This is a genomic window from Micromonospora sp. NPDC005161 (assembly GCF_053599855.1).
The window spans coordinates 83,508-97,721 of the sequence record NZ_JBSFYQ010000020.1 but is presented as its reverse complement, the minus strand read 5'-3'; the positions used below and the strand labels follow the sequence as shown (position 1 = coordinate 97,721).

At 69.9% G+C, this 14,214-nt stretch carries 12 protein-coding genes; 7 read left to right on the top strand and 5 right to left on the bottom strand.

Features of this window, described 5'->3' with window-relative positions; translation table 11 throughout:
• The first annotated feature begins 51 nt into the window (after positions 1-51).
• The 4 genes from ACWD5O_RS20235 (at position 52) to ACWD5O_RS20220 (ending at position 4,329) form a co-directional block, all read left to right on the top strand.
• Entirely contained in the window at positions 52-486 is a 435-nt protein-coding gene (locus ACWD5O_RS20235) for a glutaredoxin domain-containing protein (protein ID WP_450086207.1), read from the top strand.
• A 144-nt stretch (positions 487-630) separates the two neighbouring features.
• Positions 631-2,070, top strand: coding sequence for an APC family permease (locus tag ACWD5O_RS20230; protein ID WP_450086206.1), 1,440 nt, complete (start codon positions 631-633; stop codon positions 2,068-2,070).
• The gene (locus ACWD5O_RS20225; RefSeq protein ID WP_450086205.1) at positions 2,067-3,083 is read left to right on the top strand and encodes an acetamidase/formamidase family protein; all 1,017 of its coding nucleotides are present in this window, start codon (positions 2,067-2,069) and stop codon (positions 3,081-3,083) included. Before ACWD5O_RS20230 ends, ACWD5O_RS20225 begins: the two co-directional genes overlap by 4 nt.
• A gap of 73 nt (positions 3,084-3,156) precedes the next feature.
• Positions 3,157-4,329, top strand: a complete 1,173-nt coding sequence (locus tag ACWD5O_RS20220) for a COG1361 family protein (protein WP_354965838.1) — start codon at positions 3,157-3,159, stop codon at positions 4,327-4,329.
• Positions 4,330-4,357: 28 nt separating this feature from the next.
• Here ACWD5O_RS20220 and ACWD5O_RS20215 read toward each other — a convergent pair whose 3' ends face one another.
• Positions 4,358-5,023, bottom strand: a complete 666-nt coding sequence (locus ACWD5O_RS20215; RefSeq protein ID WP_450086204.1) for a class I SAM-dependent methyltransferase — start codon at positions 5,021-5,023, stop codon at positions 4,358-4,360.
• Positions 5,024-5,323: 300 nt separating this feature from the next.
• Between ACWD5O_RS20215 and ACWD5O_RS20210 the strand changes: the two genes are divergently transcribed.
• A complete protein-coding gene (locus ACWD5O_RS20210; RefSeq protein WP_450086203.1) occupies positions 5,324-6,346 on the top strand; it encodes a S66 peptidase family protein in 1,023 nt (340 codons plus the stop codon).
• Positions 6,347-6,434: 88 nt separating this feature from the next.
• Here ACWD5O_RS20210 and ACWD5O_RS20205 read toward each other — a convergent pair whose 3' ends face one another.
• Entirely contained in the window at positions 6,435-8,246 is a 1,812-nt protein-coding gene (locus ACWD5O_RS20205; RefSeq protein WP_450086202.1) for a hypothetical protein, read from the bottom strand.
• A gap of 211 nt (positions 8,247-8,457) precedes the next feature.
• Here ACWD5O_RS20205 and ACWD5O_RS20200 point away from each other — a divergent pair, with 211 nt between their 5' ends.
• Both ACWD5O_RS20200 and ACWD5O_RS20195 read left to right on the top strand, forming a co-directional pair.
• A complete protein-coding gene (locus tag ACWD5O_RS20200) occupies positions 8,458-8,856 on the top strand; it encodes a hypothetical protein (protein ID WP_450086201.1) in 399 nt (132 codons plus the stop codon).
• A gap of 2 nt (positions 8,857-8,858) precedes the next feature.
• On the top strand, positions 8,859-11,363 hold the full coding sequence (locus tag ACWD5O_RS20195) for a DUF7737 domain-containing protein (RefSeq protein ID WP_450086237.1): 2,505 nt from the start codon (positions 8,859-8,861) through the stop codon (positions 11,361-11,363).
• Positions 11,364-11,435: 72 nt separating this feature from the next.
• On the opposite strand, the gene ACWD5O_RS20190 is transcribed toward ACWD5O_RS20195, so the two are convergent.
• Genes ACWD5O_RS20190 through ACWD5O_RS20180 form a run of 3 tightly spaced genes read right to left on the bottom strand, consistent with a single transcriptional unit; the run spans position 11,436 to position 14,095 of the window.
• On the bottom strand, positions 11,436-12,362 hold the full coding sequence (locus ACWD5O_RS20190; RefSeq protein ID WP_354965833.1) for a peptidase inhibitor family I36 protein: 927 nt from the start codon (positions 12,360-12,362) through the stop codon (positions 11,436-11,438).
• 36 nt (positions 12,363-12,398) lie between these two features.
• Complete coding sequence (locus ACWD5O_RS20185; RefSeq protein ID WP_450086200.1) at positions 12,399-13,178, bottom strand: peptidase inhibitor family I36 protein; 780 nt, start codon at positions 13,176-13,178, stop codon at positions 12,399-12,401.
• A gap of 53 nt (positions 13,179-13,231) precedes the next feature.
• Complete coding sequence (locus ACWD5O_RS20180; protein WP_450086199.1) at positions 13,232-14,095, bottom strand: peptidoglycan-binding domain-containing protein; 864 nt, start codon at positions 14,093-14,095, stop codon at positions 13,232-13,234.
• Between the last annotated feature and the right edge of the window lie 119 nt (positions 14,096-14,214).

The window sequence follows — 14,214 nt, the reverse complement described above, 5'->3', positions numbered from 1 at the left end:
CACCCTCTCGCGCGCCCTGACGCGCGCGGGCTCCTTGGTAAGGTCCTCGGCGTGCTGCGGCGGTGGACTCTGACGATCCTGATGGCGGCGTGCGGCGTGCTGGTCCTGGTGGCGCAACTGGCCGCCGGTATGTCCGCCGTCGGCGGCGTCGAGTTCCTGATCTTCTTGGCGCTGGCGCTGCTGCTGTCGCCGTGGGCCTTCCCCCGCTCGGTGGACGCCGCCGAAGCGCAGCGGGCCAGCGCGGCGGACGGCCGGCCGATCGTGTACTGGCGCCCCGGCTGTCGCTACTGCCTCCAGCTCCGATTCTCCCTTGGCCGGCTCGCCCGGCGGGCGCACTGGGTGGACATCTGGCGCGATCCGGCGGGTGCTGCCGCCGTCCGGGCGGTGGCCGGCGGCAACGAGACCGTGCCCACCGTCGTGCTCGGCGACCAGGCTGTCGTGAACCCCGACCGGGCCTGGTTCCGCGAGCAGCTCCGCTCGTCCTGAGCACGCACGTCACCCGCCGAGGGTCGATGGACCTGACTTTTTCTGAGTCGCGAATTCGCGATGCTCTCAATCCAGCCACATAGATCTAGCTGTTCGTCGATGGCTGGACTAACGTGCGGCCTGAGCAGATCAAGGAGGCGTGCCATGACTCAACCTCCCGACCCACCCCACACAGTCACCAAGGTCGAACAGTTCGGCTACCGGCAGGAGCTGAGTCGGACCCTCAGCTTCACCGACCTGCTGATCTACGGACTGATCTTCATGGTGCCGATCGCACCCTTCGGCATCTTCGGCAGCGTGTACGCCGGCTCCGGCGGCATGGTCGCGCTGGCCTACATCATCGGCATGGTGGCGATGATGTTCACCGCCATGTCGTACGCGCAGATGGTCCGCGCGTTCCCCATGGCCGGCTCCGTCTACAGCTACGCCGGTCGCGGCATCGCACCGCCCGTCGGCTTCCTCGCCGGCTGGGTGATCCTGCTCGACTACGTCCTCGTGCCGGGTCTGCTCTACCTGGTGGCCAGCGTGGCCATGCACTCCCTCGTGCCCGGCGTGCCGGTGTGGGCGTGGCTGGTGGCCTTCGTCGTGCTCAACACCGTCGTCAACTTCTTCGGCATCCGGATGACCGCCCGGGTCAACCGGGTGATGCTCGCCGCCGAGCTGGTCATCCTCGTGATCTTCCTGGTCGTCGGCGTGGTCGCGCTGGCGCAGGGCAAGGGTGCGGGCTTCTCGCTCCGGCCGCTGTTCGACGCGGACACCTTCTCCTGGCCGCTGGTCTTCGGCGCGGTGTCGATCGCCGTCCTCTCATTCCTCGGCTTCGACGGGATCTCCATGCTGGCCGAGGAGAGCCGCGAGGAGGCCCGGCAGATCGGCCGGGCGATGGTCGCGGCGCTGCTGCTGGCCGGTGCCCTGTTCGTCGTGCAGACGTGGGTCGCGGCCCTGCTGGTGCCGGACGCGCCCGGCCTGCTCGACAACGGCGACCCCGAGGGAACGGCGTTCTACGACGCGGCCCGGGCGGCCGGCGGGGGCTGGCTGGCCGGGCTGACCGCCTTGGCCACCGCGATCGCCTGGGGCTTCGCCAACTCCCTGGTCGCGCAGGCCGCGACCTCCCGCCTGCTGTACGCGATGGCCCGCGACCGGCAGATGCCGCGCTTCCTCGCCCGGATCAACCCGAAACACAAGGTGCCGGCCAACGCGACCATGCTGGTCGCCGCCATCTCCCTGGCGCTCGGCCTCTACATGGCCAGCCGGGACGACGGCATTTCACTGCTGTCCACACTGGTCAACTTCGGCGCGATGACCGCCTTCCTGGCGCTGCACGTCTCCGTCGTAACCCACTACGTGGTGCGCAACGGCAGCCGGGACTGGCTGCGGCATCTGGTGGTGCCGGTGATCGGGTTCCTGATCCTGCTCTACGTCGTCATCAACGCCAAGGTCGCCGCCCAGGTGCTCGGCTTCGTCTGGTTGGGCGTCGGGCTGCTGGTCCTGCTGGCCTTCTACCTGACGGGCCGGCGTCCCGAACTCGCCGCGCTCGTCGAAGTCACCCACGACAGCACCGACGAGCCGGTGAAGGAGCCGCAGTGAACACGGACGTGGTGAAGTACCGGCCGGAGCCGGACGAACTCTCCTACACCTTCGGCGGGCGCGAGGCGGTGCGCCGGGTGCGCCCCGGCACGATCCTCGAGCTCTACACCGAGGACTGCTTCGGCGGCCGGGTCCGCAGCACCGACGACCTGCCGTCGCAGGTCTGCCAGTTCCCGTACCTCAACCCGGTGACCGGGCCGATCCACGTCGAGGGGGCCGAGCCCGGGGACACCCTCGCCGTGCACTTCATCTCCATCGAGCCGGCCCGGGACTGGGCCGTGTCCACCACCTTTCCGCACTTCGGCGCGCTCACCGGCACCCACACCACGGCGACCCTGCAACCTCCGCTCGACGAGGTGGTCTGGCGGTACGACATCGACGTCGCCGCGGGCACGGCGACGTACCAGGCACGCCGGGGCGACTACACCGTGGCACTGCCGCTGGATCCGATGCACGGCACCGCGGGGGTGGCGCCGGGTGCCTTCGAGGCGCGGATGACGATCACCCCGGACGCGCACGGCGGCAACATGGACACCCCGGAGCTGCGGGCCGGCGTCACCGCGTACTTCGGTGTGAACGTGTCGGGAGCGCTCTTCGCCCTCGGTGACGGGCACTGCCGGCAGGGTCACGGCGAGGTGTGCGGCACCGGCATCGAGGCGGCCATGAACACCACGGTCGTGGTGGACGTCGTCAAGGGGGTCGGCACCCCGTGGCCGCGGCTGGAGTCGGACGACGCGCTGATGTCCACCGGCTCGGCCCGTCCGCTGGAGGACGCCTACCGGATCAGCCAGCACGACCTGGTCACCTGGACCGCCGAGCTGGTCGGGCTGGACCAGCTCGACGCGTACCAACTGGTCAGCCAGGCCGGTGAGGCCCCGGTCGGCAACGTGTGCGACTCGAACTACACGATGGTGGCGAAGGTGGACAAGCGCTATCTGGGCGGGGTCGGCGCGTACGAGGGGGTGCACGCCCGGCTGCGTGAGACGGCCCGCCACTATCAGATCCACTGCTGACCGCACTGTCTATTCTGTTGAAGGGCGCGCCATGAGATTCGGACGACGAGGGCTGCCACGAACAGTGGCCACAGTGCTGCTCGTTCTCGGAGGGGTCGGCGTGCCCGTCGGTTCCGCCTCGGCGGCACAGGCGGGTGCCGACCTCACCGTCGACCTGGCCGGAGCGACGATTCCGCTGGGCGTCACGAGCAAGATGCTCTACCTGAAGATCGGCAACCAGGGACAGGAGACGCCGACCGAGGTCACCGTCCGGATCGACGCGTCCGAGCTGGACGGTTACAGACAGAGGGTCACACTCTGGCCCACCGGCGGTGTAGGCGAGTGTGACGGCGATACCACGGGGTGGTACTGCAGTCTGCTGCCGGACCAGCTTCCCGGGCCCGGCGAGACGGTGGAGCTTCCCGTCACCGCCACCGTCCAGACCAAGGAGCCCCTTGAGGGCAGGATCAAGGTAACGGTCGATGTGAGACCGGATGACACGAATCCGGCCGACAACACCAAGTGGTTCCCCATCGAGGTCGTGGACCATCCCGAGGCCGACCTTTCCGTGGTCGCGCCGGACGTGACGCAGTCGGTGCGGATCGGTGCCGGCGGCAGCATCGAGCCCACCGGGACGTTGAATCCGGGCGAGACGGGTGCGGTCCGTTACACCATCGCCAACCAGGGACTGAAGCCGGTCAGTGGCGTCAAGGTCGAGCTACGTCTGCCTGAGGGCGTGACCTTCACCAAGCCTCTGGATGAGTGCGTTCTTGGTGACGCTCGACGGTCGGCGGTCTGCACCTACGACGAGCTCACACTCATTCCTGCCGACCAGGACACCGACCCGAACGACAAGCGGCACTCCGCCGTCGAGCTGTACAACCTGGTGACGGTCTCGGCCTCCGTGACAGCGCCCGCCACATTGAGAGACGGGAAAGTGCACGTCGAGGGCTTGGGCGATCAGCGGTCAGACGGCTCGGACGCGGCGCGGACCGAACTTCCCGCGAACGCCGTCGCCGTACGCGCCGCCGACGTGGACGACAGCGACAACCAGGACGGATTCGCCGTCGTCCTGGCCGCGAACAGCAGCGGTGGAGGCGATGGCGGCGACGGTGGCGATGACGGCGGTAGTGATGGCGGCGGTGGTGGTTTGCCGATCACCGGGCCGCAGACCGGGCTGACCTTCGGAATCGGCCTCGTCATGCTGGCGGGTGGGGCCGTGCTGTTGCTGCTCACCCGGCGGGTCAGGAGGCGGACAGCCGACTGACCGGCCCCGGGCGCGTTCGAGACGGCGTTCATGCGTCTGCCTCGCGTGCGGTCGGTTTGCGGGCGAGGATGCGCTCGATGGTGCCGGCCTTGAGCCGTACGGTCTCGGCGATCTCGAATCCGGCGACTTCCACCAGGGGCAGTTGACGGCGGGTGAAGTGCTCCCCGCCCGCCCGGATCGTCATGCGTTCGAGCAGCCACTGAGCTGCCCGGAGAGGCTGCCAGCTGCTGGCGATGTGGTCCACCAGCAGCAGTGTGCCGCCTGGTACCAGGACCCGGTACATCTCGGCGATCGCGGTACCGGGGTCGGGGATGCTGCACAGCGACAGCGCACACACCACCGTGTCGAACGACGCGTCGTCGAAGGGCAGATGCTCGGCGTCGCCTTCACGTAGCTCGACCGGACTGTCCAGAGCGGCGGCGCGCCGTCGGGCGATGGCCAGCATCGCCGGGCTCAGGTCGATGCCGGTGAGGGACGTGTCGGACGGGTAATGGGGCATGTTGCGGCCGGTGCCGATCGCGACCTCGAGGACCCGGCCGTGCGCACGTCGGCCAAGCCACTCGCGTCCACCGGCGAACCAGATCTTCTCGAAGAGAGCGATCTGCTTGTCATAGCCGGGTGCCATCGTGTTCCACACCCGCTTCTGCCGAGCGGTCGGGGTTTCGCCCGTCTGGGGTCCTGCCGAACTGGTCATGGCATTCCTTCCACGCGTGCGGGATGGGGGCCGACTGGGCGGCCCGTCGGCCAGCTGCACCACCGCTTTCTCGGCGAACACCCGAACGTCCGCATCAAGCGCCTCGTCTGATGCCAGCAGTACAGCAGCGAACGTACAGCAGCCGTGCCAAGCGAAGCCGAGCCGAGAAGGGCATCAGCGGCCGTCTGCCTCGTATCAAGCCCGAACCAGCCGCCTCGCCGAGGGTTCACACCGAAGAGGCACTGGTTCGATCCCAGTGTCGCCCACATGGAGCGTTGCGAGTGTTGGGACACTGCGCCGGTGACCGGATCCGTACTGCCTCTACCGCTTCGACCTCGTGCCCTGAGGCCCGGAGATGTCGTCGTTGTCGCATCGCTGTCCGGGCCGCTCCATGCCGCTTACGAGCCCGACCTCGAGCAGGCGGTAGTCGTGCTCGAGCGGATGGGATTCCGCGTGCGTCGGGCACCGCTACTCGTAGCAGGGCGGCACCATTGGTGGAGCGCGGCCACGCCGGCGGAGATCGCCAGGGAATTCAACGCTCTTCTGCGTGATCCCGAGGTACGCGCCATCATCGCGCACGACGGCGGCCAGACGGCGCTCGGCTATCTCGACCTGATCGACGTTGAGGCGATCACTGCCGACCCCAAGCCGATCCTCGGCTACAGCGACATCTCACTGCTGCATCTGGTGCTCTACGCACGCACGGGTCTGGTCGGGTTCCACGCCGACTTGGCCACGCCTGGACTCGGCGGGGCGTGGCAGGCCGCGCCCGTAGCGCGTCGGGCGGAACTTGAAAAGCTCTACTCGGCGTTGCTGACCGGTACGGAGGCGATCGGTGCGCTGCCTGCCACCCCGTCATGGGAGTGCTGGCGTGCCGGTCGTGCCGAAGGCCGGCTGATCGGCGGGGTGCTCAATCGCATCGTGCTGGCGCAGGCGACGCCTTACGCACTGCCGCTCGAGTGGTTCGACGGTGCGGTGCTGTTCTGGGAGGAGATGGGCGGCCAAGCGTCGTACGTGTGGAGCTATCTGCAGGTGCTGCGGCACTGCGGCATCCTCGATCGGATCTCCGGCATGGTCGTGGGCGTCCCGTACGCGATCGACGGGCTCGGGGCGCCGGACGCGTCCCCCACCCTGCCCGAGATAGTCCTCGACGTCCTCGGCGATCGTGACATCCCGGTCCTGGGCAATGTCGAGTTCGGACACGCCGGCCCGAATCTGCCGATGCCGGTCGGCATCAGCGTCGGCCTCGATGCGCAGCAGCGGACGCTGTCGCTGCTCGAACCGGCGGTACGACCGCACACGACAACGGGACCGGTCGGCTGAGCAGCGCGAACCCTGCCCACTTCAGCGCGCCGTACGCGGGCGTTGCCAGGTCAGGCCGTTGGTGCATCGGTGGGCCTGACCGTGGAGGTCAGTCGTTGTGGCGGCGGCCGGTGGAGTGGAGTGACCGGTGATCCCTCTCTTGATCCGGCTCGTGGTCCGCCACCGGCTTGCCCAGCCGGGTCACCCAGTCGACGAACTCCGCGTCCTGACTCGGCAGCGGCTCGCCGTCCGCCGGTGTGCCCGCGCCGTCCCCGTCGGCCCGGGACCTGTTGCGCCGGAACAGGCCCAGCCGGCCGCTGGCCCGCCCGCTGTCCCGTCCCGACTCGACGACGGGTGCCGGGGCAGCCGGCGCGGGGACCGCGGCGACCGGATCGGTCCCGGTGGGGCTGGCCGACGCGGGGTCGGTCGTGGGCCGGGGCCCAGCGCGCTGGGCGGTCGCGAGGGCGTCCCAGTTCGCGGCCCGGTTCAGGTTGGGCAGGGGCGGCCGGTGCCGAGGGTGGAGCGCCGGTTCGAGCCTCTCCGGCGTGCCGGCCGAGTGGGTCGCCTCGGCGCCCGGCGCGGGCTCGGCCGAGGGCGGCACCCGCCGCGCCGGAACGACCTGCCGGGTCGCCTGAACCGGCGTCCGGTCGGTCTTCGGCGGCTGGTACATCCGGCTGGTCCCCGGGGCGACGCGTGCCCCGTCGGCCTCCGCCTCCGCCGTCCCGGAGCCGTCCCCGCCGGGTCCCGCGGGAAGGTGGGTCGCCGTCGCGGGGGCCGGTTCCGATGTCGGCGGGGTGTCGGCGGGCGCGGCTGGCGCGGCGGTGACAGCCGGTGCGGGGGTCCGCGTCGCGGCGTCGGCCGGTACGGCGTTGGCGTCCCGATCGCCAGCCGGCGCACCGAGACCGAGCGGTTCGGCCGCGGTCGGGAGCTTCGCCGCGATCGCGCCGACGAGCGGCCTCGTGCCGACCAGGTCGACGGGCTCCGGCTCGTCGGTCGCACCACCGGCGGCCGGCGTGATGGCCTGCGGCGCGGCGGGGCCGGCGGACAGCGGACGAAGGACGTCGGTCGGCTCGACGACCCGCGCTTCGGCGGTGCGCGGCAGGAGCGGCCAGCGGAACGACGCGGCGGCGGCCGAACCGAGCACACCGGCGGCGACGGCGAGCAGCGCGCCGTAGTACGGCGTGATCTGGTACCGGTCGACCGCGTCGCCGGGACCGGCGGTCAGGTAGGCGAACGCGACCAGCACCGTGCCGGCCATGCCGGTCGCGAGGTTGACCAGCGGCGGATGCCCGCGCCAGCGGGCCAGCCCGCCGGTCACCGCGCCGATGAGCAGGGCCACCGCCGGCAGAACCAGGATCGCCAGCCGGCTCGCCGCGTCGGCGTTGAGCCCGGCCGACTCCAGCACACCGAGCCGTACGGCGGGCAACGGTCCGGCGGTTGCGAGCGACGGGACGACCGAGACGAACGCCAGCAGCCAGACCACGCCGCCCACCGCCGTCATGCTCCAGCCCAGCGGCGGCTTCACCAGTACGGCGATCGCGGCACCCGCGCCGACCAGCGCGCCGAGGGTCGCGCAGATGCCGACGGCCCAGATCTGGTCCACAGAGAAGCGCTCGGCGGCCTGGGCCGGCCGGACGCAGAGCGGGGCCACGACGGTGGCACCCAGCGCGGCGGCGGCGGCGATGGCCGCCAGTCTGCCCGTGCTCCCCAGCAGCCCGTGCCGGCGGGCCAGGCGTGCGGTGACGACGGTGCCGGCTACGGCGGCGTGTGCCGCGAACCAGCCCACCCAGACGAGCTGGGCGGGCCACTGGTTGACGGTGGCGCCGGCGGAGGCGCTGGTGAGCTGGACGATGCCGAAGCTGAATGCGACTCCGAGCTGGCCGGCAGCGGCGAGCACGCCCATCCCGAGCGCTGTGAGCAAAAGGTTATGCCAGGTACGAGAAACCATGTCCGGCACGTTACGCATCTATCGCACCCGTTTACCCCGAAATGCCGGATTCCATGTCGGACCGCCGTGCTGAGTTGGCTGAGCGTCGCGATTAGCGCCGCCGAGGGAGTGATCGATACTTTGATGCTCGGGTTGCGGTCGACAGGATGGACGCGTGTCGGTGTTGCAGGTGAAGGTGCGTGCGGTGGTGTCCGGCGCGGATCGGGACGGCATGCCGGACGTGCTGGTCGAGCTCGCGAGCGAGCGTACGACGGTGGGTGAGCTGATCCGCAGGGCGGTTGAGGAGCAGATCCGGTCGTTGGGCGTCGACGTCCCGCGTTGCCGCACCGTGCTCAGGCGCCAGTATCTTTCCGCAGCGGAGATCCGGGCACAGGCATCCACCGGCATGGTCCGGACGCCGTCGCCGCGGCTCGATCCGCCGGACGTCACGGAGGAGGTAGCTCGGGCGTATCGAGCGTTCGAGCGAGACGTGTTCGTGTTGTTCGTGGGAGGACGCCAGGTCCACCGGCTCGCCGAGGAGATCGTGCTCCGTCCCGGCGAGCCCGTCGTGTTCCTGCGGCTGACCGCTCTGGTCGGTGGGTGACCATGGTGGATGTGCCGGAGATGTTTGCCGACGAGGTCCGTCACCAGCGAGACGCCCTGTGGCGGATGGTCGACGAGGCCTCGGCCTTGGCGAAAGCCGGTGACCTGCCAGGTCTGCGGGCCTACGCCGACTTGATCCGGCGTGCGCTGGAGGCCGGCAACAGCATTGACCGCACCGGTGGGCATCTGGACTCGAACGTCGGTGACGTCTACGCGGCGTTGAATGACATCTACGATGCGGCGCTTCCCGTGCAGAGGCCCGATGATCCGACAGACGTCCTGGATGCCCCATGGCCGACCGCCAGCCGGACGGCCCTGCTCGCCTCCATTGTGGACCACGAGGGTTGGCGCGAACCGCCACTCGAGCCCCTGGCCGACCGGGCCATCGACGCCGGCGATGTGCACCTGCTGCGGCTGCTGATCCGCACTCCGCTGGGCCGCGCACGTCGGGAAACTGTGGTGCGGGTCCTGGACGCCCTGCACGGGGTGGGGGCGCTCGATGTCGAGATCATCGAGCGGGCGTTCACCGACGACATGTACCTGGGAAATGCCATCGTCGGACGCTCCCCGACGGACAGCGCCGCGCGGTTGACGCCCGCTGCCTGTGCGCCCGCCGTGCGCGACTACTTCGACGAGCTGGCTTGGCGCCTGACCTCGCCGTCCGAGCCCGAGTGGGCCGCGCTGCCCGAGGTGCTGGTGCCACGAGGCCTGCGGTTCGTGCTTCGGGCCGTGGAGCGACGAACGGATCGCCGGATGGCCGTGCGCCTCGGCGCCGCCGAGCTGACCGGTGACGAGCGGACTGCTCTGGTGGAACACCTGCGGGACCGCCCAGCCGAGCAGCAGCGATACGCCTTCGACCTGCGACTGCCGGCGGGAGACGCCGAGGTGCTGCTGCCACTGCTCGGGCTGCCCGGGGCGGCGCCGTTGCTGCGGTTGGTGCGGGCGACCTCCACAACGGAAGCCGTACGGCAGGACCGGAGCGCGATCCTCGCCGCCGTGCGGCAGGCCGGCGTCGACGGTGCGCGCTCGCTGCTGCAGCTCTGCCCGAGCGAGATCGTCTCCGCCGCTCTGGGCTGGAACCGCCCAGCCGTCTCCAAGCGAGTCAAGCACAACGCCCTGGCGGCCATCGCCGCTTTCGGCCTGCTGCCGCTGGCCGACGACGAGACGGTGCTCGACCGCTATCTGGCGCTGCGAGAGGTGGCAAAGCGGGGTCTGAAGCTGGGCCCGAACCGCAGGCACAGCCACGCCGCCGCGGTCGCGGTGGCCCTTGATCATCTCGCCCAGGTGGCAGCTTTCCCGGACGCCAGTCGCCTTGAGTGGGACTGTGAGGCGCGCATCGCCGCCGAGGCGCCCGGCGACTGGCACGTCGGCGACTACACGGTCGCGCTGCGGCTGTCCGGCGCCGAGCCGCTCATCACGGTCAGCAAGGCAGGCAAGCAGCTGAAGTCGGTGCCGGCCGCCGTACGCACCGACCCGCGGTACACCGAAGTCCGCGAACACCAGGAACGGGTACGGGACCAGGCTCGCCGCATGCGTACCGGGTTGATCGAGCGGCTCGTCGCCACTGGTGGCACGGTCGCCGCCGACGAGCTCGCCCGCCTGCGCAGCCTGCCGGCCGGCGCGGTGCTGCTCCCTGCACTGATCTGGGAGGACCAGGCGGGCATGATCGGCCTGCTCGACCAGGTCGACCTCGACGGTCCGGTCACGGTGGTGCATCCGTTGCGGTTGTACGAGCGGGGCCTGCTCGCCCACTGGCAGGCGAAGGTCGTCCGGCACCGGATCCGGCAGCCCGTGAAGCAGGCGTTCCGGGAGTTGTACCTGTTGACTCCGGCTGAACGCGACGCTGTCGACGTGTCGAGGCGGTTTGCCGGACACACGGTCGACGGCAAGGTGTCGGGCCAGCTGCTGTCCGGGCGCGGCTGGTCGACCCATGACCAATATGACGAGCACCAGGCAACCAAGCTGATTACCACCGACATCACCGCCGCGCTGGTCTGCGACCTGCGTGGCTACTTCGGCGGGGGAGAGGTGGTCGTCGGCGAGTTGCGTTTCCTGACCGCCGGCTCGGTAGTTCCCCTGGCCGACGTGCCGCCGGTGGCGTTCTCCGAAGTCATGCGGGATCTGGACCTCGTCGTGTCGGTGGCCGGGATCGACCCGGCGGGGTACGCCTCGCCGCCACAGGCGGCGAGCCGGGTCCAGTTGCTGGCCAGCCTGATCGACGATCTCGGGCTGGAGCGAGTGGCCGTCGACGGCACGTCGGCCGTGGTCCGTGGTTCCCGGGCCACCTATCGCGTGCACCTGAACAGCGGCAGTATCCACGTCGAGCCCGGCGGCTACCTGTGCGTGGTTCCCGCCTCGTTCGGTGGCACCGCCCATCGGAGCCTGTTTCTGCCATTCGCCGACGAGGACCGGATGACCAGCGTCATCCTCAGTAAGGTCCTCCTGCTCAATGAGGACGAGAGGATCACCGACCCGGCGATCCTGGCGCAGCTCGACGCACGGGGCTGACGGGTCGCGCCGTAGCCACGAGCGCGCCGCCCGCCGCGGATCTGCGGCGGGCGGCGCGGTTGGTGCGTGACGTCAGGAAACGTTCACGTCTCTGTAGTAGTAGCGCAGAATCGCCTGGTAGTTGTTGCCCGCGTTCGCGAGATCACGCGAGCCGTACTGCGACAGCCAGTCCCCGTCCACCCAGCCACCGCAAGCGGTCGTGGTGGCGCAGTAGTGCGCCCGCAGAATGTTGCCGCTGCGGGTCAGCCGGGTTGACCAGGTGCGGTCCACCGCGGCGGACGTCAACGCCTGCGCCGACGACGGCCGGTAGACCTGGTCGCCGGTGTCGTCACGGACGTCGTAGCACTGTCCGCCGGAGGTCTTCCGGGTCGAGTGCAGCGCCCAGTACCAGCCGTAACTCTTGACGGCCATGGCACCGGCCTCCAGCGAGGCGGCCGGCCAGCTGGTCACCCACTCGTTCGGGAGGACGTTCTTGACGTACGTCTGGAAGTCGACCCGGTCGACTCGCCCGAGACTGACCCGGTAGACCAGGATGGTGGTCGGCAGCTTGCTGTTGGTGCCGTCGGTGCTACAGCCCGTCGGCCCGCTCACAAGTTCGTGCGAGGCGTTGTTGTTCTTCAGCGTGGCGTTGAGGTTGCCCTTCGCCCCGGCCGCGAAGTCCTGGCTCGCACCGGCGAAGTTGCTGTTGAAGTAGACCCGCACGGTCTTGCCGGTGCGGTTCCACACCGACGCGGCGTTGTTCTTCACGCACAGGCCCTTGCCAGCGCCCGTTCCCTTGAAGTCGTAGCAGGTTGGCTGGGTGGTGCCGTAGTCGTCCAGGGAGTCGGTGAAGTCGGAGACCGAGCCGGCCTGGTTGCTGTTGTAGTAGTAGCAGAACTCGCCGCTGTCGCAGCCCCCGTCGCGATCGGCGGCGGACGCCGCACAGGGCGCCACCGCGACGCCGACGAGCGCCGCCACCACGACGGCCAGAAGGCCCGGAACTCTTCTCAGGATGGTCATCCGCGGCCGTCGATCAGAAGTGGAGTGCATACCCGGTCACCAGCCGCTCGGAACGTAGGCCCAGCCCAGGTAGTCGGACCGATCCCGGAACGTGCTGGTCTGGTAGACGGTCGGTCCGGTGCTGATGGCGCTGTTACCGCCGATGGAGAGCATGACGTGCCCCGCCGACGTGGTGGACGTGAAGAACACCGCGGTTCCGGCCGGCGGCACCGAGCCGGTGTGAATGCGCCCGTTGTCCTTCTGCCACTGGTAGTGCGTACGGGCCGTGGCGAACCGGCCGCTGGTGCCGAAGGCCCGCTCGACGAACAGCTCGCACTCGTTGTTCCAGTCGGAGTGCCCGAGGCGGGCCTTGGCGAACGCGACGGCCTCGGCCGCGCGCGGGTCGGCCGGGTTGGTGCCGCTGGTGCCGCCGATGTTGTGCGAGGCGTTGTTGTTCTTCAGCGTCGCGTTGAGGTTGGCCTTCGCCCCGGCCGCGAACGACTGGCTCGCTCCGCCGTAGTTGCTGTTGAAATAGACCACCACGGTCTTGCTGGTGCGGTTCCACACCGACGCGGCGTTGTTCCTCACGCACAGGCCCTGGCCATTGCCCGCGCCCTTGAACTCGTAGCAGGACGGCTGGGTCGTGCCGTAGTCGTCGATCGACCCGGTGAAGTCCGAGATCGAGCCGGCGTAGCCGCTGTTGTAGTAGTAGCAGAACTCGCCACTGTCGCAGACCCCGTCCCGCGACGCCGCCTGCGCCGGCGAGGCGACGGCCAGGATGGACGTGGTCATGGCGAGCGCGGCGCCCGCGACGGCGAGGCTCTTACGGATGCTCATGGTGCCCTCTCGTGAACAGTGAGTGATGGTTGATGGATCGGTTCGGGTGCGGGTCACTGCCCGCGCTGGTACTGCTCCCAGGTTTTGATCGGAATCCGGGGACCGTCGTCCGGGCCCTGGTTGGCCAGGCCGTTCAGGCCGAGGTAGTAGTCGCCGGTCTGGTGCTGCGCCTGGCTGGACAGGTCCGTGTCGCTGATCGCCGCGGCGTGGATGTGCCACGGCCAGTCACCCTGACTCGGGTTCCGGACCCAGGCGGCGAAGCCGACCTGGCGTAGAGCCCGGACGACGGCCGTACGCTTGACCGCGGTCATGCCGGTGACCGCGATGTCCACCACACCGCCGCCGTCGTGCGTACCGGCCGAGGTCGGGTCGCCCCCGGGGTTGTACGAGCCCTGCTCGAGCACCAGGGTGTAACCGAGCAGACGCTGCGCCTCGGCCAACATCGCCTGCGTACGGGCGTCGACGACGTACCCGTCCCGCTGGACCTTCGCGCCCGGGCCGATCGTGTTGCCGACGGTGTACCGGTTCCGCCCGAGCTTCGTCAGCGACGTCGTGCCGGGCAGCCCGTTCGCGGCCAGGCCGGTGTAGCCGAGCGAGCGCTGGTACGCCGCGTACGCCGAGATGGTCTCGGTGCCGAAGTAGCCGTCGAGCCACTGCCCGCTGAGCAGGTTCTGAGCCTGGAGCGCCTGCTCGACGGCAAGCACGGAACTCTTCGCGCCCGGGGTCAGTGTGTGGTCGGCACGGCGGGGGTCGATCTGGGCGGCCAGGACGGTGGCCTCCATGTCCACGACCGGCAGCGCGGCCGTGGACACCGTTCGCTGCGCTGTGGCACCGGGTGTCGCCGCCCACGCATGGGCCGGGACGCCGACGGCCGCACACAGCGCGGCGAGCCCGACGGCTAACCAGGGACGGCGCATGGTCGATCCTCCTCGTAGGTGGTGAGTCGCGTTCGGAACGGACATCACCCTGCGAGAAGCGGCCTGTTGTTCGGTACCCCGCCGTCCTGTCAGATCTATTGGGTCGTCACCGACCTCGA